The organism is Marispirochaeta aestuarii, assembly GCF_002087085.1.
GTDB lineage: Bacteria > Spirochaetota > Spirochaetia > JC444 > Marispirochaetaceae > Marispirochaeta > Marispirochaeta aestuarii.
The window spans coordinates 1-25565 of sequence record NZ_MWQY01000031.1 but is presented as its reverse complement, the minus strand read 5'-3'; the positions used below and the strand labels follow the sequence as shown (position 1 = coordinate 25565).

Here is a 25565-nt window from a genome sequence, read left to right as displayed (position 1 = left end):
ACCCTCACTCCCAAAATAGTAAAGGAGCTGACTAAGATTCTTCTTAGACAGCCCCCTTTTTCTGATTAATCCGTATTCTATACTCCCAGGAAAGAGGTGAGTCCTCCGTCCACGGGGACAACCGAACCGGTAATAAAGCTGGCCGGCTCCGATACAAGGAATACCGCCATGGCGGCGATCTCCTGAGGAGTCCCGTAGCGTCTCATGGGAACCTGGGACATGACTGTTCTGCCCCGCTGTGAGGGTTCGCCGGTCTTTTCGTCGAAGAGCAGAAAGCGGTTCTGCTCGGTCAGCAGAAAGCCCGGTGCAACTGCGTTTACCCGGATGTCCGGGGAGTAGTTGGTGGCCATGTGTACCGCCAGCCATTTGGTCAGGCTGTTGGTCGCCGCCTTGCCGTTGGAGTAGCTGATTCCCCGGGTAACAGGAAGAATACCTGCTATGGAAGAGATGTTCAGTATCGCTCCCTTTTTCTGCCTGGCGAAGATCCGTCCCGCCTCCTGGGAGGTCATAACCGCGGACAGGTAGTTAAGGTCCATGATCCTGCGCATATCGTCGGGAAGAATATCGAAGAAGGGAAGCTCCTCCGAGGTCGTTGTGGTCGGGTGGCTGCCTCCTGCGCAGTTGACCAGTATGTCCAGGCCCCCCAGCTGGGCGACGGATTTTTCCATGGCAACTTTTATGGAGGCATGGTTGGTAACGTCGCAGGTGACGGGAAAGGCCCTGTCTGTTCCCAGTTTTTTTGCCTCCTCCCCGGCCTTTTCGGCGGAGATGTCCCAGATAGCCACCCTGGCGCCCTCCTTTACCAGGAGCTCGGCGATGCTGCCGCCGATGGCTCCTCCGGCACCGGTGACTACAGCCCGGGAGCCTTCAAGTCCGAGCTTCATGTCTGCCGTACCTCCACGATTTCTCCGTCGGGTCCTTTAAAAAAGCAGATCCAGACACCGGGGCGGAATTCCGTCGGTTCGCTCAGGAACTCTACGCCTTTTTCCACCAGGTACTTGTAGTCGGCCCGGGTATCGGTGGAGGTAAGGGAGATGTGGGTGAAACCGTTGTCCGCCTGGGTAAAATCCTCGGGGATGGGACGACCAACCGGGCTCAGGTACTGAAAGAGTTCCAGCATGAATCCTCCCAGGTACAGATGAGCAATCCGGGGTGCAGCGCCCTTGAGGGCTACCACCTTTTCCTGGGGAAGTTTGGGATCCGGTTCCAGACGCATTTTTACCTCGAACCCGATTACATCACGGTAGAACTCAATTGAACGTTCAATGTCCTTTACACTTAAAGCAACATGTTCAAGTTTGGTAAACATACACAGACTCCTGTGATAATTATTGACAATCGACCTTGCGGTCAGGTTGTGTACTTCTTCAGTACCTCCCGGTTAACCTCCACTCCCAGTCCGGGCTTCTGCGGAACCGGTAGGCGTCCGTCAACCAGGCTGAAGGGCGTGGTAATGAGGTCGTCCCGCAGGGGATTGGGGTTTCTGTCGAACTCAACGATGGGCTCGGTCTCGAAGGGGAGGGGGAATGCCCGGTAGGGGGACTCGGGGATAATCGCCAGGGCCTGGAGCGAGGCTGCCAGGGCGATACCGGAGCCCCATACGTGGGGAAGCACCATCAGATTGTAGGCGGTGGCCAGGGCGAGGATCTTGGCGAACTCCGAAAGTCCGCCGGCTACGGAAATATCCGGCTGAACGATATCCAGGGTTCCGCCGACGATCAGGTCCCGGAAGCCCCAGCGGGTATATTCACACTCACCTCCGGCAATAGCGATGTTCAGGGAAGAACGGAGGCGCCGGTAACCGTCCAGGTCCTCCGGAGGAACCGGTTCCTCGAACATAAGGTAGCCGTACTCTTCCAGTATTCTTCCCACCCGAAGGGCATCTGAGGCCCTGTAGGCGTGGTTTGCGTCGGAGAGCAGGGCAATATCCGGTCCCACGGCTTCGCGGACGGCGGCGATGCGTTTGGCATCTTTGTCTACAGGCCACAGGCCGGTCTTGATTTTCAGGATGGAAAAACCTGCCTCAACGTAGGATGCCGCCTCTTTTTTCAGGGCCTCCAGCACGGCTGCCTCGTCATGGACGTCCGCACCACGGTAGTAGCAGCCCGTGGCGTAGGCGGGCACGGAATCCCGGAAGGCTCCGCCGAAGAGGGAATGGATGGGCACCCCCAGGTCTTGTCCCTTCAGGTCCCAGAGAGCCACGTCCAGGGCGCTCTGTGCCTCCAGGTAGGGTCCCCTGCGGGCGAAATCCCGGGTGTAGCCGTAGAGTTCTTCCCAGATCCGGGTAACGTCGTGAACGGAACGGCCGATGAGCATGGGCTTGAATATCTGTTCAATCACTGCGGCAGGCGGTTCCGTGGGGCCCCACTGCCCACCTTCGCCCCAGCCGACACGGCCGTCTTCCGCGATGACCTCTACCAGAAGACTCGTCCGGGCGGGAAAGGCTGCCTGGGAGGAGTAAAAACGTTTGTCCCCCAGGGGGGCCTTTAACAGATGGGTGCGGATATCGCGTATCTTCATTGCTGCTCCTGTTTACATGCCGACGATGGGTTTCAGGCGGGAAATCTCCTCGCCGTCGGCTACCATTATATAAAGATAGAGACCTGCGGAATCGAGGGAATCCATGAGAAGCTTGAGCTCATCCTCGGTAAAGGAGCCCCGGATCAACAGGGGGCGCCCTGCTTTCTGTACCATCTGAAAGTAGGGGAGCATCTCTTTTACGGGGGGACCGCCCACATCATTGTTGATTTCAAAGGCGCGAATCTCTTCAATCTCCAGGAGCTGGTCCAGGATAAACATGGATGTTGCGTGGAGGTGCATAAAGGTATTCTCGAACTGACAGGCAACACGGCGGTCCACCTGGCTCAGGTACTTCCTGTACAGGTCCGGAGAGATGACTGCCACCGCATCCTCCTGCAGGCGGACGATGGATCCCGGAGACCAGAGCTGGTACTGGGCGTCGTAGTAACCGCCGTGAAACAGGGGTATTCGGTTCCAGGCCTCCTGGGTGATCTGGATAAAGAAATCCGCCAGCCTGAGGAGAAGGTCGAAGGCCTTGTCCGGGTCCAGCATCAAATCCACGGCGGTCTGCTCGTGTCCCCGAAGGGATACCGCGTAATCCAGGGGCCCGACCAGGGTTCCGTGGGATACGGGAAAGCGTCCCCGGGAACGCTGCACCAGTTCGTCGATGAACTCTATGTAGGTGTTGAACCAGGGACTGCCCCGGTGGGCGTCCAGGGAGACATCGCTCACCTGATCCCAGTCAAGGGCGCGGTCCACCGCGACGATGTTTCCAGGCATAATGTGCATCTCGCTGCCCAGGGTTCCGCAGCCCCAGAAAATCGCCTGGGAGGGGGAAGCTCCGCGCAGAATGTCGTCCTCGATTTCCTCCCCTTCTCGTAAAAGGCGCTCCTGATCGTCAAGGAACTCCCGGGGTCGAACCATCCGGGGACTGAGAACGCTGTCCTGTTTCCAGCCTGAGCTGGCGGAGAACTCGTCCAGGGGAAACCAGCTTTTATAGGAGAATCCTACGAGGGGCCGCGCTGCGGGACTTCGGTTCCAGAACTTTCGGTAGCCTTCAATCTTTGCAGGATCGTTCCCAAAGGGGAAAGCGCACATGGCGAACTCCTCGTCATTTTTAGCGATTGTATACTATGAAAACTAATCTTAGGGCGAAAAGGGTGTTGTGTCAATGAAATTGTTGCCAGAAGGAAAATGTCAATAAAGATCTGACTCGGTATTTTGAGGTTTGATTATTCCGGCAGGCCTGGAGTATCTTTATAGGGTATTATACGTGCATTGTAATAAGGGGGTGTAATGGCATATCAGGATGAATATGCAGACTGTTCATGGGTTGATTTTGATCTGCTGGAAAGCTTCATGAAGGACTGCCTCATAAAAAGCGGTGTACCGGAAAAAGACGCCCGGGTAGTTACGGATGTACTGATTACCTCGGATAAACGCGGAATCGATTCCCACGGTATAGGACGGCTCAAGCCGATCTATATCGATCGTATCGATCAGGGAATCCTGAATCCGGTAACCAGTATTGATGTGGTAAAAGAGACCGAGACAAGTGCTGTCCTGGACGGAAATAACGGGATGGGCCATGTGGTGGCGAAAACAGCCATGGAAATGGCCATCGAGAAGGCAGGGAAGCACGGGATGGGGATGTCTGTTGTCAGAAACTCCACCCACTATGGTATCGCAGGCTACTACGCCCTGATGGCCTGCAATGCGGGGATGATCGGAATTACAGGAACCAATGCCAGGCCTTCCATTGCCCCCACCTTCGGTGTGGAGAATATGCTGGGGACGAATCCTCTCACCATCGGTTTTCCCACGGATGAGGAGTTCCCCTTTGTTCTCGACTGTGCTACCTCCGTGACCCAGCGGGGCAAGATAGAGATGTACGGCCGCTCTGGAAAAGAGCTTCCTCCCGGCTGGGTAATAGGTCGGGACGGAAAGACGCGAACGGATACACAGCAGGTGCTGAAAGACCTGACCACAGGAGGGGCTGCCCTGGCTCCCCTGGGTGGTCTCGGAGAGGAAGGGGCGGGTTACAAGGGCTACGGATATGCCACGGTGGTTGAAGTCCTGTCCGCGGCCCTGCAGGGCGGTTCCTTCCTGCGGGACCTCAACGGCTTTGACGAAGAGGGAAAGCGTATTCCTTACCCCCTGGGCCACTTTTTTATTGCCATTAATACCGAATTTTTTATGGGCCTCGAGACTTTCAAACGAATAGCCGGGGCCATAATGCGGGACCTGCGAAGCTCGCAGAAGGCTGAAGGGGAGGAGCGTATCTACACTGCGGGAGAAAAGGAGTGGATCGCCTGGAACTACCGGAAGACCCGGGGCTGTCCCGTACCGCCGGTGCTGCAGAAACAGATGCAGGAACTCCGGGATCGCTGGAAGATGGACTACCGGTTCCCCTGGGATTGATTCCCGTCCTGGTCAGGAGAACCGGCAGACCGTTTTGTTCTGCTGTTTTCTTGTTGGGTTCTGTCCTCAGGCTTTGCGTGCGTTGAGGGCAATATTTCGAACCACCTTGAATGCGTGCCGGGTAGCACCGACATCCGCAACTCCCTGGCCCGCGATATCGAAGGCGGTACCATGGGCCGGTGTGGTGATGGGGACCGGAAAACCGGCATGGTAGGTGACCCCCCGGTGGAAACCCATCAGCTTGGTAGCTATCTGGCACTGGTCATGGTACATGGCGATTACCGCGTCGTAGATACCGTCCCTGAGCTTGATGAATACCGTATCGGAGGGGAACGGTCCCTCCGCGCTGATTCCTTCGGCCCTGGCCGCCCCGACCGCTGGTTCGATGGCCCGTCCTTCTTCGTCGCCGAAGAGGCCATGCTCCCCGCCGTGAGGGTTCAGGGCCGCAACCGCGAGCCTGGGATTCTCCTTGCCGTAGGCCCTCATGGCGGCGTTGACAAAACGAATGGCGGCCAGTACGTTCTCTTTGCTTATCATGGAAGCGACATCCCGAATCCCGACATGAGAGGTTACCCTCATGGTCCAGGATTCATCCAGGATGTTAATCTCTTCCAGGGCCTTGTGGTTCGGAAAATGCTCCTTGAAGAGTTCCAGCTCGCTGCCGTAGGGAGACCCGCCTTTATGCATGGCTTCCTTGTTCAGGGGCGCAAAGATGAAGCCGTCGAGTTTCTGTTCCAGGATAACCTTGATGGCGAAGAGCAGGGTATCCAGGACGGCTTTTCCCGCACGGGCATCCACCTTGCTGTATTCCACCGTCGAGGGGTCCAGGGTGGGGTAGTCCAGCAGCAGGAAGTCTCCTGGGGTGCTGTCTATCTGGTCCGGGGATTCAATAATTCTGGGGACCGGCGCCTTGACGCCTGCCACGGAGATACCGGTTTCCCATTGCCGCTGGTCCCCTATCAGGATGATTCTGGTCCCGTCGAAGACCGTTGGGTCAGACAGGAGTTTTGCTGTCAGCTCCGGGCCTATGCCGGCGGCATCACCGAGGGTGACAGCTATTCTGATTTTCTTGTCGGAAGACATTCTTTAACTCCTTGGATGCTCGGTTTATAACATTCCCAGTGCCCTGGGGATGGCGAATACCATAAAATCAGGAAGGTGGATAACCATGGCCAGGATGGCGATCAGGGAACCCACAAAGGGCATGTTCGCTTTGGTCAGGGTCCACATATCTATTTTCGCCAGGGTACAGGTGATGTAGAGGGCTGAACCTACCGGAGGAGTCTGCTGACCGATACCCCAGCACATCATGACCACCATGGCAAAGTGGAAGGGGTGTATACCCAGTTTTGCCGCGATGGGAAGGAAAAGGGGTATGACGATGACCAGCATGGCTGTTCCGTGGAGGAAAGTACCTGCCACAATCAGAATGGCAGAGACGATCCACAGAAAGAGGTAGGGGTTGGTGGTCAGGTTCAGGAAAGGGTTAACCAGAAGCTGGGGAATTTTTGCGTAGGCAAAGACCCAGCCCAGCAGGTTGGCCACGGAGATGATAATCATTACCTGTCCCGAAAGGAGAGCGGACTCTTTTGCCGCTGCAAATATCTTTTTCGGCGGCAGTTCTCTGGTAACGAGACCGTACAGAATTATGTAGGACGCCGCTGCTCCTGCAGCCTCGGTGGTGGTGAATACTCCCCCCATGATTCCGCCCAGAATAATGAGGGGCAGTATCAGGGCGGGGATACTCTCGACAAAGGTTTTAGCCAGGGTCTTCAGGGAGAACTTTGTCTCGGAGCCGTAACCTTCCTTTATGGAGATGATAAGGGATACCAGACACATGGCCGCACCGATCATGATTCCCGGCAGAAGTCCTGCTATGAACAGGGTCGGTACGGACAATCCCACGAAAACACCGTAAAGAATCATGGGGACGCTGGGGGGAATGATGATTCCGATGGTCGAGGAAGCCGCGGTAACGGCCCCGGTAAAAGAGGGCTTGTAGCCCTTTTCGATCATCGCCGGGATAATGACTCCTCCCACCGCGGCAGTGTCAGCCATGGATGTGCCGGAGATGCCCGCGAAGAACATGCTGGTTACAACGTTAACCATGGCCAGCCCCCCTTTCATGTGCCCTACCAGGGCCATGGCGAAGTCGACAATCTTCTGGGACAGGTTGGTCCGGTTCATCATGATTCCGACGAAGATAAAGAGGGGAACCCCCAGCAGGGTAAAACTGTCGACCCCCAGCAGAAGACGCTGCACAACGACGATAAGGGGAACATTGGTGGCAAAGGTAAGGAAGGCCAGGGATGTTACTCCCAGGGCGAAGGCCACCGGCAGGTTCAGCATTATAAAAAGGCCCATAAGGCCGAAAATTAACACAACTAACATTTGGGGCCCTCCTTTATTGTGCGGCCTTGAGGTTTTTCAGGGTTTGGAGGATGGCTAATACGGTCTGGGTTACCATCAGGATTCCGGTCACGGGAAAAACGCTGTAATAGAACCAGCCGATCGATATGTCCGTGTAGGGCATGGTTACTCCGAGAAATTCATAGGAAAAGATAAAGCCCTGGTAGGTTACGACAAGAAGGAAGATTCCGATCAGGATCTGCCCCACCAGGTCGGTCAGGGCTTTGAATCTGGGGGAGAATTTGGCAACCAGCAGATCGAAGCCGATATGCTTGTTTTCTCTCATGGCGGCGTAGGCTCCCAGAAAGGAGAGCCAGACGATGAACATTCGGGTTATCTCTTCGGTCCAGGATAGGGGCTGATCAAGTACATAGCGATAAAAGACGGCTATCGAGACTACGACGGTCATGCCGAGTACCAGTACCCCCATCAGGGAATCGACAAGCCTGTCAAGCTTCTCTTTCATTCTGTGCTCCTTTTAGGTTTTGTCAGGTCGGTCGTAAAAAAGAGGCAGCCCCGCGGGGCTGCCCGTGTTCCGCGAGGGAACCTGTAATCAGTCGGCCAGGGCCGCGATCTGATCCATTATGTCCCCTGCATCCTGAAACTTGTTTTCGGAAGCGATGGTCTGCCAGATGGGTTTGGAAAGATCTACGAAGGATTTTACATCCGCTTCATTGACCTCGATGCCCTCCTGAGCCATTACGTCAGCGAGTTTGGCATCGGCTTCGGCACCGAGCTGCCTGGTGTAACGGGCGGTTTCCTTGCCGGCATCCACGAGAACCTTCTGCAGGTCTGCGGGCAGGGACTGGAAAAGCTCGTTGTTCATCAGCAGGTGAACCGCGGAGTAGACGTGTCCGGTCAGGGAAAGGTACTTCTGCACTTCATGGAGAGATGCCTGATAGATGGTTGCAAGAGGGTTCTCCTGTCCGTCGATGATCCCCTGCTGCAGGGCTCCGAAAACCTCGGTAAAGGACATGGCAACGGGATTGGCTCCAAAGGCCTTGAAGGTGCTCATCCGCACCGGGCTTTCAGGGGTTCTGAGCTTGATACCCGCCAGGTCGGAGGGGGTGTATATGGGACGGACGTTGTTGGTGATCTGCCGGAAACCGTTCTCCCAGTAACCCAGATGTTTGATGTTCTGGGCTTCCAGGGGCTTCGCCATCTTCTCTCCCAGTTCACCGTCCAGGGCCCTGCTTACGTGCTCACGGCTAACAAAGAGGTAAGGCGCGTCGAGCAGCTTGAAGTAATCGTTCAGGGATACGACTGGAGAGGAGGATAGACCCAGTTCCAGGGTTCCGAGCTTGATACTCTCCTGAATGTCCTTGTCGGCTCCGAGCTGTCCGTTGGGATAGTGCTCAACGACGATGCGGCCGTTGGAATTGGCTTCAACGAGTTCCTTGAACTTTTCTGAACCTTTGTAATAGAGACCTTCTTCGGTATGGGTATGAGCGATTCTCAGTACCACAGGTTTTTCGGCGCTTGCAGCACCTCCTTCCTGTCCGCCGCCTGCCCAGACGATTCCCGCAGTTGCTAACAACAGTACCATAAAAACCAGTGCTTTCTTCATTATTGTACACTCCTTATTATGAATGTGGTTAATGGTATATACTCTACTGCAATACTTGTGCCAAAAAACCGCGAAAGTTGGTAAGTATATATCTGGCAATTACATAGAACCACTATAGGATTTCTTCCCTCCACCCCGGCCGGTTAAACTGTTTTACTATGATACGATTCAGCTTGCTACACCTGTTTCAGTATGATACAATTTCTCATGCTCAAGATTACCTTTGTTATTCCCTATTATGATCTGGAAGAGACGGTCCACAAGTACCTGTCGGAGGCGCGACACAGGGATGTCAGTTTTGATACCACTCATATCGTCGGTACCGAAGATGTACGGAAACTGAAATTTGACTGTGATATCATTATCGCCAGGGGAATAACCTGTGCAGCCCTCAGGGAGTATCATCCTGAAATCACCGTGGTGGAGATCCCGGTTACGGGATACGATGTAATCTGCGCCCTGGATGAGTGTAAACGGCGTTTCGGGGCAAGAAAAATTGCTGTAATCGGCTCGGTAAATATGGTTTACGGATCCCCGGTGCTCAATAACATCATGGACATAGAGGTGATGGTTTACCGCGTGGAGAAGGAGGGTGATGCCTCCTACTATATCCACGATGCCGTTGAACGGGGAGCCGATGCCATTGTCGGCGGACTCATGACCTACAATTTCGCCCTGCAGACGGGACTCAATGCGACCTGGATAAAAAGCAGGGAGGATGCCATCAAGCAGGCGGTGGACGAAGCGATCCGTACCAGCGAAATAAAGGAAAAGGAGAGGGAACGGGCCGAGTTTTTTCAGATCATCATGGATTATACCCATGAGGGAATTCTCGCGGTGGACAGGTCCGGCCGCATCACTGCGGTGAATACCTCCGCTTCCAGGATGCTGGGTTTTCAGAGGAGTATTCTGGGGCGTCCGGTGGAGTCGGTGCTCTCATCGGACAGCATCTCCAGGGTTCTTGAACGGGGAGAAGAGGACCTGGGGGCCCTGGAACTCGTGGGCGATTCCCATGTGGCGGCGAACTTTGTACCCATCAGGATCGACAACGTCGTTACAGGGGCTGTAGCGACCCTTCAGAACGTCAGCCGGATTGTGGAAATAGAGAACAAGATCCGCAAGAAAATCCTTACCAAGGGACATACGGCTAAATACGGCTTTCAGGATATCGTCGGCCGGAGCGACAGGATAAAAACGGCCATCAGCACTGCCGAAAAGTTCAGTAAAGTGGATGCCAATGTGCTGATCTTCGGAGAGACGGGTACCGGAAAGGAACTCTTTGCCCACAGCATTCACCGCATGAGTACCCGGTCCCAGGGTCCCTTTGTGGCGGTCAACTGTGCAGCCCTGCCGGAGCAGCTTCTGGAAAGTGAACTCTTCGGATACACCGAAGGGGCCTTTACCGGCGCCATGAAGGGCGGAAAGGCCGGGCTCTTCGAAATTGCCCACGAGGGGACCATTTTTCTCGATGAGGTGGGGGAAATCCCGCTCCCCCTGCAGGCCAAACTCCTGAGGGTGCTCCAGGAACGGGAGATCATGCGCATAGGTCACGACCGGGTCATTCCCATCGATGTCAGGATCATAGCCGCCACCAACAAGGACCTTGGAGCCATGGCGAAGGAGGGAAAATTCCGGCAGGACATTCTTTTTCGTCTCGATGTGCTGCGCATCAATGTGCCCCCCCTGCGGCAGCACCGGGAGGATGTACCCCTGCTCATGAAGCACTACCTGAATCTCTATCGCAGCCGTATGGGACTTCCAGGAGTCGCGGTAAACCCCGGCGCCATGGGACTGCTGGAGTCCTACTCATGGCCGGGGAATGTACGGGAACTGGCCAATCTCTGCGAACGTCTCTCCGCCCTGTGCGAGGAGAACATAGTTGACTGCGGCGATATAGAGGGGCTCTCCGCTGATACTCCGGCGAGATCCTCCTTACCTGATACAGCAGCTCTGCAGGAAGATACGGTTCCGGAGCTGAAAACTCTGGAGAAGCAGGCCATCCTTACTGCGGTTGAGGCTGCGGGAGGTAACTATTCCCAGGCGGCCCGTTCTCTGGGGATAAGCCGAAGTACCCTGTGGCGAAAAATGAAGTCCCTGGGGCAGGAGTGAACTAGGAAATATGCAGGGGCAGAACTGCCGTTGCTGTGGTTCCCTTTCCCGGCAGGCTGTCAATGAACAGGCCATATTCCTTTCCGTAAAGCAGCTTCAGCCGTTTGTTGGTGTTATACAGACCGATATGGTGCGAGAGGTCCTTTTCTTCCCGCTCTTCCTTTATTGAATCCCGGATTTTCTCCAGGTCCTCCGGAGACATGCCTTTACCGGTATCCCGAACCGTAAGCTCCAGGGTTTCTCCTGCCGAACGGATTGTTATAAAGATTGCGGCGGAACCCTTGATGGTTTTAATACCGTGGTATATGGAGTTTTCCACCAGAGGCTGTAAAAGAAGTTTCATGACTCCGCACTCAAGGAGTTCTTCGTCCCAGTCCCAGATAACCTCGAATTTGTCCCGGTAGCGGACTTTCTGTATGGCGATGTAACTTCTGGTGTTTTCGATCTCTTCCTCCAGGGAGACCTCCCGCTGATCCCCCCTCAGGGAGTACTGCAGAACGTCCGAGAGGTTGGTAATCATTTCGTTTGCTTCGTTGGGTTTTCCGGTAAAGCCCAGGATCTTCCAGTTGATGGTTTCCAGGGTATTGAAGAGAAAGTGGGGGTTCATCTGGGACTGCAGGGCCAGGAGCTCGATAGTCCGGGTTCGGTACATTCTTTCGGAGAGCTGGACCTTCAGGTAGCTGCGTTCGATGAAGGTTTTAAGCAGGTTCTGGACGATATACCCGTATTCGTCATGTACCCCGGAGGGCCCGGGCGGAAGGGGCTGGTCGTTCTCCGCAGAATCGATAATGGAGATAATATTCTGGATATTGCGGTAATTTCGTCGGGTAAGCACGTAGGTTATTGTCAGTCCCATCAGTGCTGATAAAACGAATACGCCGAAGGTTATCAGGCTCAGGCGGGACGGGATGTCGTAGATAATCTCCGTGGGTACTACGGAGATGTAGTTCCAGCCGTAACGCCGGGATTCGAGCCGGGATACGGAGTAGGAATTTTCCGTGTCTGAAACAATGGCTTTGGCGGAAAATCCCTCCGGAGGATTCCCGAAAAGGACGTTTCCCTCGCCGTCACTGATTAAAAGACGCTGCTCAGGGTATATTCGCAGGGAACTCAGAAGGTTTTCGATATATGCGGCGTTAATGTTGAGAACAATCACCCCGTCGGTCCGGGCTACCCCCGACGAAAAGAGCCTGCGGTATATGCTCAGAATTCTTTTCGATTCCCGTTCAAAGGCGTATTGACGAATGTTCCGAACCTCCGTCCACATAAGGGATTCGGCAGGGGAGGTCTGGAAACGTACAAACCACTGAGTGTCGAAAAAGGTATCCAGGGATGTGAGGCCCTCCGTTGTAGTCAGAAGCCGGCCGTAATTGTTGTTCATGTATACGTAAATGGAATGAATATAGGGGCGGGAGTTCGCCGGGGCGTCGATAAAGTTTCTGATCATGGAGAGTTTGTCTATTTCCGTATTTGTCAGGCTGTAGGGATCGCTTCTGAGGATGCGCTTCAAGCCGAAGTTGATCTCCGGATTGGTCCCGAAATTCAGATTCAGGGAATCCATCTCATTGAGCATTACTTCAATCGCCGCCATGATCTGACCGAGCAGAATACTGTCCTTCCGGTCAATCTCTTCCCGTACGAATTTCTGGGTTATGGCAATCGATATGGATCCCAGCAGCATAAGAGATACGAAAACCGGCAGTAGAAAAAGGGCAAAATTTCGTAAAAAGAAGCGCGACTGCTTGTGTTCCACCATGGGAGAATCCTTCTCTTTTTGAATTACTCAACCGGAGGTTTTGAGTTCCGGAATTCCCTGGGGCTCATTCCATAGTACTGCTTGAAGGCCCGGGAAAAACTCTTGGGGGAGCTATAGCCCAGCATTCGGCTGATTTCATGGGTCCTGTAGTTGATGCCCCTCAGCAGTTCCGCAGCCCTGTCCATCTTTACTCCCAGGAGGTGATCGGAGAAATTTACTCCCGTAACCTGTTTGTAAAGTTTGCTCAGATAGTGGGGATTCATACGGACCAGATCGGCGGCCTTCTCGAGGCTTGCATCGTGACAGTTCGTATCGATATATTTCCGTACCCTGGCTATGATCCGCTCCTGCAGGCCGCCTTCCTGAGGAGCTTCGGCTTCAGTTTTATCCGGGCCCTGCGGTCCGGATAAAGACTGCTCTTCATCGAGTTCTTCCCTCAACTGATGGAAGACGTGGCTGAGTTCAGAGTATTTTGTCGGTTTGACAATATAGTTTCTGACCCCGTAGGAGAGGGCTTTGCGGGCGTATTCAAAATCACGGTAACCGCTTAAAAAGACGACCTTTATCCGGGGATGCCTGTCCCGGAGTTCTCTGGCCAGCTCTATTCCGGACAGTTCGGGCATCATGATGTCGCAGAGCACCACATCCACGGGATGCTCAATAATATAATCCAGAGCTTCCCGGCCGTTCTCACGGACAGCCTGGACCTGAAAGCCCGTCTCGTGCCAGGGGAACAGGTTGGAGAGTCCGTTGCGTATCTCGTATTCGTCGTCAACTATCAACAAGGTATACATTGCTAAGCCGTGGTGGTAATACTATCATCTCTTTTCAAAAACCTGCAATCTGTTTATGTTAACGGATCTTAAGTAATGCAACCTTTCGCAATAAAAGTGTCTTTTTCAAAGGTTCCTGTTTTGAGGGTACCAATTCTTCATACCATAATCATAAGCATTGGCTCTTATGTGATTTCCTGCAGGATGGTACCATTTTTCATGTATTTCTACTGTTTATCCTTAAAGGAGGAGAAAATGAGAAAACTACTTTTACTGTCTGTTATTGTTCTGTCCGCCGGGCTGGTTTTCGCCGGTGGTCAGGGTGAATCTGCCGACGGATCTTCGGACCAGGTGAACTTACGGTTCTCCTGGTGGGGGGGCGATACCCGGCACAAGGCAACACTGGCTGCCATCGAAGCCTATGAGGCAAAGAACCCCAACGTAAAAATCGAGGCCGAATACGGCGGATTCGATTCCTACTATCAGAAGCTGGTTACCCAGCTGGCCGGGGGGACCGCCGCCGATGTGGTGCAGATCGATTACAAATGGGTCCACGACCTGGCTGCCCAGGGTGAAGTATTTGTTGATATGAATACGCTGACGGACAAGATCGACATGAGCGGCTTCGATATGAAATTCACCAGAGCCTATGGTGCTCACGGGGATTATCTCCTCGGGCTGCCAACCGGACTGAATGCCTTCGGCTTGACCCTCAATTCACCGCTCCTGAAGGACGCGGGTATTCCGGTAAAGGAATCCTGGACCTGGCAGGATATTCTTGATTATGGCGGCAAGGTCAGGGCCCTGGGTGAAGATAAGTACCTTATGGGGCTTCAGCCGCAGCACTTCTGGTATGTCATAAAAATTCAGCTGAAACAGAAAACCGGTAACAATTTTATAAAAGACGATCTCAGTTTCGGATTTGAAAAGCAGGACCTGGTGGAGGTTCTGGAATATATTGATGGCGCGTTTGAGTCGGGGGCCTTTGCACCCTTGGAAGAGACCGTTCTCTATGACGGCAAGGGCTGGGACCAGATCCCCAACTGGCTGAACGGCAGTTACGGAATGATTTCATCCTGGGCATCCGTTTATACTACTGTAAAAAATGCAACAACCTTTGACATGACCGTTGCCCGTTTTCCGATTCCCGAGGATGCGGTAAATCCCGGGCTGCAGACTACACCTTCCCAGCTTCTGGCTGTAAACAGCAGATCAGCCAACAAGGAAGAAGCGATTAAATTCATCGACTGGTTCTTCAATTCCGAAGAAGCCATCAATATCCTTAAAGACTGTCGCGGTGTTCCCCCGACATCCAGGGCGCGGGATATTCTGGCTGCAGCAGACGAACTGGATACCGATGTCGTTACCGCAGTCAATCTTGCACTGCCCTACAGCGGCGGTCCGGAAAATGGTCCCAGCTTGAACAAAGAGATAGAGACTATTGTAAAAGACTACGTACAGCAGGTCGGATACAAGGTTTTAACTCCCGAGGAAGCTGCAACTCAGATGATGGAGGACCTGGAGAAGGTTCTGTCACAGCTGTAATTCTATCCATTCGAGAAGAAATGAATCGTACCCCCCTCCCGGAAGGGAGGGGGCTTTATAAGGATTTCTGAACATGAATACCGCAACGGCAAAACTGAAAGCACGGAAGAGGTATAATTACGCTGCATTCCTCTATATCAGCCCCTGGCTTATCGGGATGCTGGCGTTCCAGCTCTATCCGTTTATAGCATCGCTGGTATACTCTTTCACCCGCTTCTCGATTCTGACACCGCCGAAGTTTGTCGGCCTGCAGAACTTCATTCAGATCTTTAGCGATGACAAAACCTTTCTGCAGTCGCTGAAGGTTACGCTGATCTATGTTTTTATCGCGGTTCCGGCGAAACTGGCCTTCGCTCTTTTTATTGCCATGGTCCTCAACCTGAAAATCAGGTATGTGAACTTTTACCGGACAGTCTACTATATGCCTTCCATTCTCGGCGGCAGTGTCGCCGTTTCCATCCTGTGGAAGTTTCTCTTTGCCCGACAGGGGCTGATAAATCAGCTGTTCTCGACCCTGCATCTACCGAGAATTGACTGGCTGGGAAATCCTGACCTGGCTCTCTATACTATAAGTCTCCTGACGGTATGGCAGTTCGGTTCGTCCATGGTAATCTTTCTTGCGGGCCTCAAGCAGATCCCCCGGGATCTGTATGACGCTGCCACGGTGGACGGCTCCGGCCGGATCCGGACATTTATGAATATTACCCTGCCCCTGATTACCCCCATGATCTTCTTTAACCTGATCATGCAGATGGTAAACGCCTTCCAGCAGTTTACCCCCGCCTTTGTCATTACCAACGGCGGTCCCATGAAGGCGACCTACCTCTATGGCCTCATGATCTACGAAAACGCCTTTAATTTCTTCAAGATGGGCTATGCATCCGCCTTGTCGTGGATTCTCTTTGCCATAATGATGGCCTTTACAGCGATGGTATTCAAATCGTCGCCCTACTGGACCCACTATGAAGACGGGGAGAACTGAGATGAGAGTTGATATAAAACAGAACAAGATTGCGGCCTACATCTTTCTTTCCCTGCTGGGTCTGGTAATGGTCTATCCCCTGCTGTGGCTCTTTGCCTCCTCGTTCCGGACAAACCAGGAGATTTTTACCTCCCTGGGACTTATCCCCGGAGAGCTGGTTACCGATGCCTATGCCAGGGGGTGGCAGGGATCCGGGCAGTATTCCTACGGGACCTTCTTTATCAACACCTTTTTGATGGTTATTCCCACCGTTCTGGGAACGATTGTTTCCAGCGCTCTGGTGGGCTACGGTTTCGCCCGCTTCCGCTTTCCTTTCAAGAAGCTCCTGTTTATACTGATGATCTCCCAGCTCATGCTGCCCAACGCGGTGATCATCATACCCCGGTACATTCTGTTCCGGAGCCTGGGCTGGCTGAACACCTATCTGCCCTTTATTGTCCCGGCGATGTTTGCCACCTACTCCTTCTTTATTTTCATGATGGTGCAGTTTATCCGGGGAATTCCAAAAGAGCTGGATGAGTCCGCCTATATCGACGGCTGTAACTCCTTTACCATCTTTACCCGGATTATGGCTCCGCTGCTGAAGCCGGCTCTCTTTTCCGCCGGAATTTTCCAGTTTATCTGGCGCTGGAATGACTTTCTGAATCCCCTTATCTACATCAACAGCGTCAAGAAGTATCCCCTATCCCTGGCCTTGCGGATGTCCATGGATATAACCGACGCCATAAGCTGGAACCAGCTCATGGCCATGTCCCTGCTTACCATGATTCCGCCGATCCTGATCTTCTTTTTCGCCCAGCGATATTTTGTTGAGGGTATAACGACAACAGGACTGAAAGGTTAGGACTGCCGATTGCCTCCTTTTCCGGGGTCCGCTGCAGCTGCAGCGGGCCCTTTTGAATTCAGCTGTGCTTTACTGGGATCAGCTAATGTGGCAGAATGGGGCTTTCAAGGAGGAAACAGCATGAAAAATTATTCCAGATTTACCGGGAAAACCGCCCTGGTTTCCGGCGCCGGTTCAGGCATAGGGCGCAGCTGCGCACTACGTCTTGCCGCCGAAGGCTGTAAAGTCGCCGCGGCGGATGTTTCCGAGGAAGCCCTGGCCGAAACTGTCGCGGAAATAAAGAACGCCGGGGGCGATGCCTTCGCACTTAAGGTCAACCTTGCCTCGGTGGACGAGATTTACTCTGCTGTGGCCAAGGCCGTGGAGGAGCTGAAGTCTATCGATATCCTGGTAAACACCGCCGGGGTGGTACAGAGCAAGTGGTTTCTCGATGTTACCGAGAAGGACTGGGACTTTGTAATAGATATAAACCAGAAGGGTGCTGCTTTTCTGATGCAGGCCGTGGCAAAGGAGATGGTAAAACGCGTTCCCGAGGACCTGGTGGGAAAGACGAAAGCCGGTCAGTGTTTCGGCAAAATCGTGAACTTCTCCTCCATCTCCGGACGTTCAGGCAGGCCCTTGCAGATCCACTACGCCTCGTCCAAGGCGGCTGTTATCAGTCTGACCCAGTCGGTAGCCCTGGCCCTGGCTCCCTACAGCATAAATGTAAACGCCGTTTCTCCCAGTGTCGTTGATACCCCCATGTGGCGCAGGAATGTGCAGGACAAGATCAGCAGTGTGGGAGAAGAAAAGGCCCAGGCGGAGGTGGACCGGCTTATAGGAAAGATTCCTCTCCTCCGTCCCGGACTGCCCGACGAGATGGCCGATGCCGTACTGTTCCTCTGTTCCGAAGAGTCCAACTACATGACCGGCCAGACCCTCAACGTGGACGGCGGCTTCGAGATGAACTGATGCCCCGGGACCGGATATTCGACACCCCGATGCCCGGCGTTGCGCCCTTCGTGTTCAACAGCGAAGTGGCCCGGGTATTTGACGATATGGCCGACCGTTCCATTCCCTGGTATCGTCAGGTCGAACAGATGAGTGCCTCCCTGAGCGCTGAGTTCTACCAGGCCGGGAGCATACTGTATGATCTCGGCTGTTCTACCGCAACGGGTACGATCCTGGCTGCAGAAGCCCTGAAGGCGAAGGGATTCGATTCCGTTTCTCTTGTCGGGGTGGACAATTCGCCGGCCATGTGCCAGCGGGCCCGGGAAAAACTGGAGGAGATGTACGGAGAGGATTCTCCCGTCGTGATTCGCAACGAGTCTATCGAGGATACCTCGCTGGATAAAGCCAGCGTGATCCTGATGAACTATACCCTGCAGTTTGTTTCTCCCCTGAAGCGGGAAGCCCTTGTGCGGAAAATCTACGAATCCCTGGAGCACAACGGAATCCTTATCGTTTCCGACAAAACTACCCAGAGCCATACGGACATGAGCCGCATATTCATAGACAAATACTATGATTTCAAGCGGGCCAACGGCTACTCGGAGCTGGAGATCTCCCAGAAGCGGGAAGCCCTGGAGAATGTTCTGATTCCCTATTCGGTCCAGGAAGAGGAGGCCCTCTTTTTCGACACAGGATTCGCCTCGGTGGACCGGTTCTTCTGCTGGTATAATTTTTCTTCCTTTATCTGTCTCAAACGCTGAGGGTCTCCGTGGTATCCGTCGATTTTAGCCGAGAGTATCTTGACCAGTGGGCTGAGGACAGGTTATCCCTGCCCCGGGAAAATGCGGAAAAGGTCGCCGCCCTGCGGGAAAGCATGAGCAGTCAGCTGAACCGCCCCTACAACAGGCGCTGGTGGCGGAATGCCGTACGGCTGCCGGTTTTCTCCACAGACGACTTCGGTATACGCGACGGCGTCGTCTGTTTTGGTGAAGATCTCAGTCCGGACCCCGGGGAGAAACGGGTTCTGCGGGGAGCGCTGGAGGATCTCAAGTCCTGGCGGAAGGGACCTTTCTCGTATGCCGGCATTGAGGTGGACGCCGAGTGGAGAAGCGATATCAAGTGGCGGCGGGTTATGGAACTTGCGAATCCGGATATCCGGGGATGCCGAGTCGCGGATGTGGGCTGCAACAACCTCTACTACATGTACCGGATGCTGGAACACGATCCCTCCCTGGTGATCGGCTGCGAACCGGTGGAGCGCTACTTCTTCTATTATTACCTGAACCGCAAGTTTTATCGGGACAGGCGTCTGGCCTTCGAGCTCTTCGGTGTGGATGACCTTGCCCTGTACGGTCCCTTCTTCGACCTGGTTTTCTTCATGGGAGTTCTGTATCACCGGCGGCATCCCCTTATGGCCCTGGAAAACCTGGCGGCGGCCATGCAGCCCGGGGCACATCTGGTGATTGAAACCGCCGGAATTCCAGGCGGGGATGAGTCCTGTCTCTTTCCGGGAAAGCGCTATATGAAGGCCCCGGGATGGTGGTTCCTTCCCACGGTCAAGGCCCTGAAGAACATGCTGGAACGGAGCGGTTTTGAGAAGGTCCGCATCCATGAAGCTTTTTCCATGACCCACACTGAGCAGCGAAAAACCGAATGGGTGGACACCCAGTCCCTGGAGAGTTTCCTGGATCCGGAAGACCCCGGGCGGACCGTAGAGGGCTATCCCGCCCCTTTGAGAATTTACGCTTCCGCCTACAGGCGTCTCTGAGCCTGACGGTAGCGCGTGAGGGTGGATACGACAAAGTCGGCGATTTTTGAATTGATTTTTTTGCTGTCCCCTGAAAAGCGTTCGATTACCGAATCCAGATCATAGTCACTGGTTTCCGTGAGCAGGGGGGTCCGGTTTTCTGTGAGGGTTTCCTCGCCGTCACTGACCCTGGCGGCAGTGAGGCCGCCGCCCCTGCGCCAGATCAACATCTGCTCCTCCGAGGGTTTTCCATAGCCAAGCTGAAACGAACTGATTCGCTTGTTTCTGTCGATCCAGAGAAACAGATCCCAGTAATCATCGGTGAACCAGACCTTGAAGTCCTCCCCGGGAACCTGACGAACATTTAATATTCGATACATCATTTGCTGACCAGTATAAACATAAGGATAGCCAATTGACCAGTTTTTATTTACACTGATGAACATGAACGATCGCATTATTGAAGGAGCCGGTGTCGGGAGCGTCTGGAACTATCTGCCCACGCCCCCCGGTGAAGTCCGGCTGCTTCAGTTCGGACGGAGCAGGGTGTGGATCAGTCGTCAGGAATCCGGCTGGCGCCTGGCTCTGGATTCGGCGGAACAGTACGGTGTCGCCATGGGAAACCGGCCTCCCCTGGAGGGATCTTTCCGGTTTTCCGTCGAACCCAAGCCCGAGCTGCCCGCCTGGTCAAACTATTTTGTGGATGACGATAATGACCTTCTGGTGGCGGAGGTATCCCTCCCTGATCGCCCCATAGCCGCCCAGCCCCTGGAGCCAATACTGCTTCCCGACGGGGAATCCGCTCTTTTTACCACCCTGATCCCCCTGGTGCTGAACCTGAAGACCCTGAAAAAGGAGCGTACCCTGATGACGGTATCCTCCATGATTTTGTCCAAGAACCTCTTCGGTGCCCCGGATAGCGGCGAAATCGTTTATTCCTCTCCCCTTGAGGTCCGTCACCGCAGTGATGAGCTGGATCTGCCCTATTATTGCGCCAGGTGCGACATGAAGGTGGTGAATGTCTCCGGGGAGATCCTGGATTTCAGCCGCATCTGTATCCGGGTGGAGTATCTGGGGCTCTATCTTTCCTCCAGGGGCTTTATTACCGATGATATTATCTTCTCCTTCCGGGGTAACGAACATGCCAGTTCTCTCTCTTTCAAAAAGAAAGTTGAAGGACCATCTGTCCGCAGAGTCTCGCATCCAAAAAATCCGAGCTACAGCAGTCTTATTCGAAAAAGTTTTGATTTTTTCCGTAACCTGGCCTCCTATTACTGAAATTAAAAGGGTAGAAGAATGCAGAATCTGATACGCCTTGAACAGATACAGTGGGATAAGTTTTTCGAAGGCGGCCTTGTGCTGGTGCTGGGGATCGCCTTTGTCCGTATGATCCTTATGCCGGGAATCGCCCTCTTTTTTCGCGGAGCTTCACAGCAGGTCCGGCTGGGAGTACGAAAACTGGTCTGGTACACGGGTCTTTTCTTTGTTCTTGTGGGAGCTCTTTCCCGCATGGGAGTACAGGTCACCGGTATCCTGGGCGCCGCAGGTATCGCCGGAGTTGCCGTGGGTGTCGCATCCCAGTCTTCCCTGAGCAACATTATTGCCGGTCTCTTTCTTGTCTCCGAGAACGCTTTTACCATCGGGGACGTCATTCAGGTGGAGACCACAACCGGTGTAGTCTATGCGGTAGACCTGCTGGCTGTACGCCTCAGGACCTTCGATAATACTCTTATCCGGATTCCCCACCAGAAGCTGATTACCTCGGTGGTTACCAACATTACAAAATTCCCGGTTCGACGTATGGATTTCAAGCTGCGGGTGCCCTATGGTACGGATCTCAGGCTGGTGGAGGAGCTGCTGCGTCAGGTTGTCAGCCGGCATCCCCTGGCGCTGAACAATCCCGAAGCCTTTGTCATGTTTACGGAGTTTTCCTCTTCCGGTGTTGAGACCCTCCTGGGGGTCTGGTTCGAAAAAAGCGATTATGTTGCCGTAAAGAACGGCATAACCGTGGATCTACTGGAGACCTTTGCGTCCCGGGGCATTGAATTGCCCTATCCTCATATAGAAATCGTCAGCGGAACTGATAAGGAGACCCATGGCAGTAATGTATCCTGAGGCACTGGATTCGGAGCAGATCGAGTCCGGTGCCGAAATCTTCATGTTTGAACAGTTCAAAAAGCAGCTGGATGACTCGTTTCATGTTTTTCATAATGTGACCTGGACCGGGAACCGTAACCTACGGGGCGAGTGTGACTTTATTATCTTTAAAAAGGATCGGGGCTTCCTTACCCTGGAGATCAAGGGCGGTCAGATTGAGAATATCGACAGCGCCTGGTTTTCCGTCAATCGCTACGGACAGCGCATCCGCATCAAGGACCCTGTACGGCAGGCACGTTACGCCCAGTACGCCTTCCGGGATCTTTACCGAAACCACTTCAGGACCCCCTTTTCCGGGATTTTCTCCTGGGGTGTCTGCTTTCCCGAGGCGGTAATCAGCGATAATCTCGGGCATCGGGACCTGAACGAGTTCAACGTTCTGCATGCGGGCAACCTGGACCGCCTGTATGACTGGATCCAGCGGCTCTTTGATTATACCCGGCCCCAGGAGAACAATTCCCTGTCCCGGGAGGAGGGGGAGCAGTTTCTCTCACTTTTCAAAGGCAATATGGTTCTGCATCGCTCAATGCTCTTCGCCATGCGCCGTCAGCAGGAAGAGCTGGAATCGGTTGGCCGTTTTCAGGATTACCTGCTGAACCTCTTTGACGATAAAAGCAGGGTCGGTTTTCAGGGGGCCGCCGGGACCGGAAAAACCTGGCTGGCGATTAAAAAAACAATGCGCCTTGCGGATGAGGGCAAGCACGTTCTTTTTCTCTGTTTCTCCTCCAATCTGCGCTATGAGATCCTGCGCAAAATCGGCGGTCTTTCCCGGGTAACCATCGAAACCTTTCATACCTTCGCCCTGAAGGTCCTGGCTGACTTCCTGGCTGCCATCCTTGAAGAGGTCGGAATGAAACGCGAGTTCGTCTCTTTCATGGGCAGACTCTACCGGGAAACAGGAGAAGAGGAGTTCTTCGATTCCCGGGGGGATTATCTCGAGTATCTCCGCTGGATCTCCAAGGTCCCCTGTCATGTGGACCTGCGGGCCATTTTTCGCAGGGAGAAGTTCCTTCAGGATGAGGTTTTCGCCCGGGTTCTGAACACCCTTTTGCCCGGATCCCCCGCGGATTCAGCCTGCAGCGAAGACCGGGATTTCTTCTCGGACAGGCTTCCCTCGGCGCTGGAGCTCATTTTCCATGAATACACCCTCAAGGACACCTTTGATGCCATTGTCATCGATGAGGCCCAGGACTTCGAGGATAAGTGGTGTGACTGCATAGACTACTTTTTTACCAACCGGGATGAACGGGTCATCTATATATTTTACGATGACAACCAGTCCATCTTTCAGCCCGACACCAAGCTTCCCGTCGTAAAGCTGCTGGCATCAAAGGAGCTGGGGGATTACATCTTTCGGCTGAAGAACAACCTGCGCAATACCCCCAGCATTCTCGACTTCGCTGTGCGAAAAACAGGTCTCGGCGCTACTGCCGTTCCCCTGGAGATGTCCGGGAACGATCCGGTGGAAAAGAACTTCTCCCAGCGTGATGAAGTTGTCTCCTTTGTGGATGAGACGATCCGGACTCTGCTTCAGGAGCACCAGCTGAACAGGGGCATGATAACGATCCTGTCGAATCTCAGTTACGAGAACTCCGCCCTCAGTCAGGCCGGGTCGGTATGCGGCTACAGGCTCGAGCCGGAGATCATGACCCATTCGAAGGGGATCTGCTTCAGGACTATCAGCCAGTTCAAAGGACTCGAGTCGGATGTTGTAATCCTCCTTCTCGATTATACGTTTACCCCTGGGGAGCAGCACCATAACATTACGGATGAACTGGTGTATGTGGGGTGTACCAGGGCCAAGTACCTGCTCTATGTCGCCAATATTCTTCCCGGCGGCTGATTCCGAAAGTTTCCAAAGATTTTTGTTGCGGTATTCCAGGTTCCGTGTTAGCATTCTGTTAACAAAAAGGAGGAGCTCTGCGGCGGGTTGCCCGTTTGCGGAGTTTTTTGTTAGAGTCGGGGGCGGTCAGGCAGACCGCCCTTTTTGTTTTCGGCTACTTTTCCCATTCTCCCCCATGACGGATCTGTCCCTCGCTCAGGAAGCTGTAGAATCTGCTCCCGTGAAAGATAAGATGATCCAGCACCGGAATTCCCAATAGCGTACCTGCCCGTAGTAAACGTAAGGTGATTTCCTGGTCTTCCCGGGAGGGCTCGAGCCTTCCCGAAGGGTGGTTATGGGCACAGATGAGGGCTGCGGCGGAGCTTTCCAGGGCAGGACGGAACACTTCTCTGGGATGCACCAACGTTCTGTTTACTAGCCCCACCGAAACAATGTGGATTCCAATCACTTCGTGGGCCCCGTTGAGGGGAATACTCAAGAAATGTTCCTGCGGCCTGTCTCCGTAATGACGGATAAGGGGTATCAGGTCCTCAGGAGTCCGGACGGAGGCTTCCGCAGGGCGCAGCCGCCGCCGGCAGAATTCCCAGGCCGCGATAATCTGGGCCGCCTTGGCCGTTCCCATTCCCGGAAGGCTGAGGAGATCCTGATAGCTGGGACTTCTCGTGCCTCCCATATTGTCAAAGTACCGCAGCAGGCTGCCGGCTACGGAATCCACCCGGTAGTTCCGTGTTCCGGAGCCCAGAAGGGCCTTTAAAAGGTCGACATCCGCTATTCTTCCCGGTCCCGCAGCGGCGATGCGTTCCCTGGGGCCCTCTGTTTCTGCACTGTTAAATCCTGATGAATCATATACCGTTTCCATATACAGAATAGAACCGGTAAAAAGGTAAAGCCGCTTCAGGAAGACGGGGATTATTTCTGTAAATAGGCGCGGGCTATATCCGCCACAGCTCCGTTCTCCGCGGCGAGCCCGTTCAGTATTTCAAGGGCTTCCTTCCGGTTTTTTCCGCCGCCTTCGAAGAGGGCGATTCCCAGAATCAGCTCGTCCTCTTTCTGCAGGGGCTGTATCCCGCGGTTCTGTCTCAGTATTTCAGCCGCCTGTTCTGAAGCCCCGGAATCCAGAAGAAGCCGGGCATGAAGCAGACGGTATTCAGGGTACCAGGGGGTGTAGGGGTCGACCTGCAGCAGGCTCAGGGAGTGAAGGGCAGGTCCTGTGCTTCCTTCGACGGAAAGGGTCCAGGAGAGAAGAAAGGCCAGTTCGGCTTCTGAATCGGACTCTCCATAATCCTGGGCAATTTCAAGACCCTGGGAAAAGGTTTTTTGCGCAGCGGAATAATCCCCCTCTCTCAGCTGATCCCGGCCCCGGGATATGTACGGATCGCTTTCGGAACCGATCCAGTCCATCTCCATCTCCTCCGCTGCGGCCCCCCGGACACCCATGACGCTGGAGGGTTTTTCTATCTCGCTGTTTGAAAGCATGCGGTCGATGCGGCTGCTGAGAAGGTTCGCCAGGGGGGCTGATTCCCGTTTTCCCGCCCGGGCAAGCACGGAGGCCAGTTCAAAGGTTCCGGGGCCTGCGAGGGTAAAGCTCCGGGAATCCCTCCGAAGCTCGAGGATGCCCCCTTCTTCTATAAGGATCCGGGCTTTGTCCGATACCGGGTCTCCTATATCCAGGTACTCCTCGTCACCCCGGGTCAGGAGAAATGCATCCCCGTTCAGGTAACTTACTATGAAGTCTTCACAGGTACCGGAGAATACAAGCAGGATTGAAAAGAGCGGGAGTAGAAGGGTTTTTTTCATAAGACACCTCTTTTATCAGGGCGACCTGTTTATATTCTATCCCTCCCCGGACCGGCTTTCAAGTCGGCCTTCCCGATATCGGCCATGAATCTCTGTCACCGATAAAAAAAGGGGCTGTCTAAGAAGAATCTTAGTCAGCTCCTTTACTATTTTGGGAGTGAGGGT

Annotated in this window: 24 protein-coding genes; 11 read left to right on the top strand and 13 right to left on the bottom strand. The window is 53.9% G+C overall.

The window, feature by feature from the left end; genetic code table 11:
* Nucleotides 1-77: 77 nt before the first annotated feature.
* Genes B4O97_RS18150 through B4O97_RS18135 form a run of 4 tightly spaced genes read right to left on the bottom strand, consistent with a single transcriptional unit; the run spans nucleotide 78 to nucleotide 3618 of the window.
* The gene (locus tag B4O97_RS18150; RefSeq protein WP_083052939.1) at nucleotides 78-884 is read right to left on the bottom strand and encodes an SDR family oxidoreductase; all 807 of its coding nucleotides are present in this window, start codon (nucleotides 882-884) and stop codon (nucleotides 78-80) included.
* On the bottom strand, nucleotides 881-1309 hold the full coding sequence (locus B4O97_RS18145; RefSeq protein WP_083052938.1) for a VOC family protein: 429 nt from the start codon (nucleotides 1307-1309) through the stop codon (nucleotides 881-883). The genes B4O97_RS18150 and B4O97_RS18145 overlap by 4 nt, the downstream gene beginning before the upstream one ends.
* A gap of 41 nt (nucleotides 1310-1350) precedes the next feature.
* On the bottom strand, nucleotides 1351-2520 hold the full coding sequence (locus B4O97_RS18140; protein ID WP_083052937.1) for a mandelate racemase/muconate lactonizing enzyme family protein: 1170 nt from the start codon (nucleotides 2518-2520) through the stop codon (nucleotides 1351-1353).
* 12 nt (nucleotides 2521-2532) lie between these two features.
* Nucleotides 2533-3618: a uroporphyrinogen decarboxylase/cobalamine-independent methonine synthase family protein gene (locus B4O97_RS18135; protein WP_083052936.1), complete on the bottom strand. Its 1086-nt coding sequence runs from the start codon at nucleotides 3616-3618 to the stop codon at nucleotides 2533-2535.
* Nucleotides 3619-3816: 198 nt separating this feature from the next.
* Between B4O97_RS18135 and B4O97_RS18130 the strand changes: the two genes are divergently transcribed.
* Nucleotides 3817-4941, top strand: coding sequence for an Ldh family oxidoreductase (locus B4O97_RS18130; RefSeq protein ID WP_083052935.1), 1125 nt, complete (start codon nucleotides 3817-3819; stop codon nucleotides 4939-4941).
* Between the two features lie 66 nt (nucleotides 4942-5007).
* Here B4O97_RS18130 and B4O97_RS18125 read toward each other — a convergent pair whose 3' ends face one another.
* The 4 genes from B4O97_RS18125 to B4O97_RS18110 all read right to left on the bottom strand — a co-directional run bounded on the left by B4O97_RS18125 (nucleotide 5008) and on the right by B4O97_RS18110 (nucleotide 8917).
* The gene (locus B4O97_RS18125; protein ID WP_083052934.1) at nucleotides 5008-6024 is read right to left on the bottom strand and encodes a 4-hydroxythreonine-4-phosphate dehydrogenase PdxA; all 1017 of its coding nucleotides are present in this window, start codon (nucleotides 6022-6024) and stop codon (nucleotides 5008-5010) included.
* Between the two features lie 24 nt (nucleotides 6025-6048).
* Complete coding sequence (locus tag B4O97_RS18120) at nucleotides 6049-7332, bottom strand: TRAP transporter large permease (RefSeq protein ID WP_083052933.1); 1284 nt, start codon at nucleotides 7330-7332, stop codon at nucleotides 6049-6051.
* Nucleotides 7333-7345: 13 nt separating this feature from the next.
* On the bottom strand, nucleotides 7346-7816 hold the full coding sequence (locus B4O97_RS18115) for a TRAP transporter small permease (RefSeq protein WP_083052932.1): 471 nt from the start codon (nucleotides 7814-7816) through the stop codon (nucleotides 7346-7348).
* An 87-nt stretch (nucleotides 7817-7903) separates the two neighbouring features.
* Nucleotides 7904-8917 (bottom strand): TRAP transporter substrate-binding protein, encoded by a 1014-nt coding sequence (locus B4O97_RS18110; protein ID WP_083052931.1) that lies wholly within the window; start codon nucleotides 8915-8917, stop codon nucleotides 7904-7906.
* Between the two features lie 207 nt (nucleotides 8918-9124).
* Between B4O97_RS18110 and B4O97_RS18105 the strand changes: the two genes are divergently transcribed.
* Nucleotides 9125-11026, top strand: a complete 1902-nt coding sequence (locus B4O97_RS18105) for a sigma 54-interacting transcriptional regulator (RefSeq protein WP_158084391.1) — start codon at nucleotides 9125-9127, stop codon at nucleotides 11024-11026.
* A 1-nt stretch (nucleotide 11027) separates the two neighbouring features.
* Here B4O97_RS18105 and B4O97_RS18100 read toward each other — a convergent pair whose 3' ends face one another.
* On the bottom strand, nucleotides 11028-12782 hold the full coding sequence (locus B4O97_RS18100; protein WP_083052929.1) for a cache domain-containing sensor histidine kinase: 1755 nt from the start codon (nucleotides 12780-12782) through the stop codon (nucleotides 11028-11030).
* Between the two features lie 23 nt (nucleotides 12783-12805).
* Nucleotides 12806-13576 carry a response regulator transcription factor gene (locus tag B4O97_RS18095; protein ID WP_083052928.1) on the bottom strand — a complete coding sequence of 257 codons (771 nt, stop codon included), beginning with the start codon at nucleotides 13574-13576 and terminating at the stop codon, nucleotides 12806-12808.
* 234 nt (nucleotides 13577-13810) lie between these two features.
* Here B4O97_RS18095 and B4O97_RS18090 point away from each other — a divergent pair, with 234 nt between their 5' ends.
* The 6 genes from B4O97_RS18090 to cmoB all read left to right on the top strand — a co-directional run bounded on the left by B4O97_RS18090 (nucleotide 13811) and on the right by cmoB (nucleotide 19624).
* Entirely contained in the window at nucleotides 13811-15100 is a 1290-nt protein-coding gene (locus B4O97_RS18090; protein ID WP_158084390.1) for an ABC transporter substrate-binding protein, read from the top strand.
* 73 nt (nucleotides 15101-15173) lie between these two features.
* Entirely contained in the window at nucleotides 15174-16082 is a 909-nt protein-coding gene (locus B4O97_RS18085; RefSeq protein WP_083052926.1) for a carbohydrate ABC transporter permease, read from the top strand.
* 1 nt (nucleotide 16083) lies between these two features.
* Entirely contained in the window at nucleotides 16084-16926 is an 843-nt protein-coding gene (locus B4O97_RS18080; RefSeq protein ID WP_083052925.1) for a carbohydrate ABC transporter permease, read from the top strand.
* 120 nt (nucleotides 16927-17046) lie between these two features.
* Nucleotides 17047-17877: an SDR family NAD(P)-dependent oxidoreductase gene (locus B4O97_RS18075; RefSeq protein WP_083052924.1), complete on the top strand. Its 831-nt coding sequence runs from the start codon at nucleotides 17047-17049 to the stop codon at nucleotides 17875-17877.
* On the top strand, nucleotides 17877-18617 hold the full coding sequence (cmoA, locus tag B4O97_RS18070) for a carboxy-S-adenosyl-L-methionine synthase CmoA (RefSeq protein WP_083052923.1): 741 nt from the start codon (nucleotides 17877-17879) through the stop codon (nucleotides 18615-18617). The genes B4O97_RS18075 and cmoA overlap by 1 nt, the downstream gene beginning before the upstream one ends.
* A gap of 8 nt (nucleotides 18618-18625) precedes the next feature.
* The gene (gene cmoB / locus B4O97_RS18065; protein WP_083052922.1) at nucleotides 18626-19624 is read left to right on the top strand and encodes a tRNA 5-methoxyuridine(34)/uridine 5-oxyacetic acid(34) synthase CmoB; all 999 of its coding nucleotides are present in this window, start codon (nucleotides 18626-18628) and stop codon (nucleotides 19622-19624) included.
* Here cmoB and B4O97_RS18060 read toward each other — a convergent pair.
* Nucleotides 19609-19986 (bottom strand): hypothetical protein, encoded by a 378-nt coding sequence (locus tag B4O97_RS18060; RefSeq protein WP_143305811.1) that lies wholly within the window; start codon nucleotides 19984-19986, stop codon nucleotides 19609-19611. The genes cmoB and B4O97_RS18060 overlap by 16 nt on opposite strands.
* A 61-nt stretch (nucleotides 19987-20047) precedes the next feature.
* Between B4O97_RS18060 and B4O97_RS18055 the strand changes: the two genes are divergently transcribed.
* The 3 genes from B4O97_RS18055 to B4O97_RS18045 are packed head-to-tail and all read left to right on the top strand — an operon-like array spanning nucleotide 20048 to nucleotide 23603.
* Entirely contained in the window at nucleotides 20048-20881 is an 834-nt protein-coding gene (locus B4O97_RS18055; protein WP_143305809.1) for a hypothetical protein, read from the top strand.
* Between the two features lie 18 nt (nucleotides 20882-20899).
* The gene (locus B4O97_RS18050) at nucleotides 20900-21718 is read left to right on the top strand and encodes a mechanosensitive ion channel family protein (protein ID WP_083052919.1); all 819 of its coding nucleotides are present in this window, start codon (nucleotides 20900-20902) and stop codon (nucleotides 21716-21718) included.
* The gene (locus tag B4O97_RS18045; protein ID WP_083052918.1) at nucleotides 21699-23603 is read left to right on the top strand and encodes an NERD domain-containing protein; all 1905 of its coding nucleotides are present in this window, start codon (nucleotides 21699-21701) and stop codon (nucleotides 23601-23603) included. The genes B4O97_RS18050 and B4O97_RS18045 overlap by 20 nt, the downstream gene beginning before the upstream one ends.
* 154 nt (nucleotides 23604-23757) lie before the next feature.
* On the opposite strand, the gene radC is transcribed toward B4O97_RS18045, so the two are convergent.
* The gene (gene radC / locus B4O97_RS18040; protein ID WP_083052917.1) at nucleotides 23758-24462 is read right to left on the bottom strand and encodes a RadC family protein; all 705 of its coding nucleotides are present in this window, start codon (nucleotides 24460-24462) and stop codon (nucleotides 23758-23760) included.
* 50 nt (nucleotides 24463-24512) lie between these two features.
* On the bottom strand, nucleotides 24513-25400 hold the full coding sequence (locus B4O97_RS18035; protein WP_083052916.1) for a tetratricopeptide repeat protein: 888 nt from the start codon (nucleotides 25398-25400) through the stop codon (nucleotides 24513-24515).
* Between the last annotated feature and the right edge of the window lie 165 nt (nucleotides 25401-25565).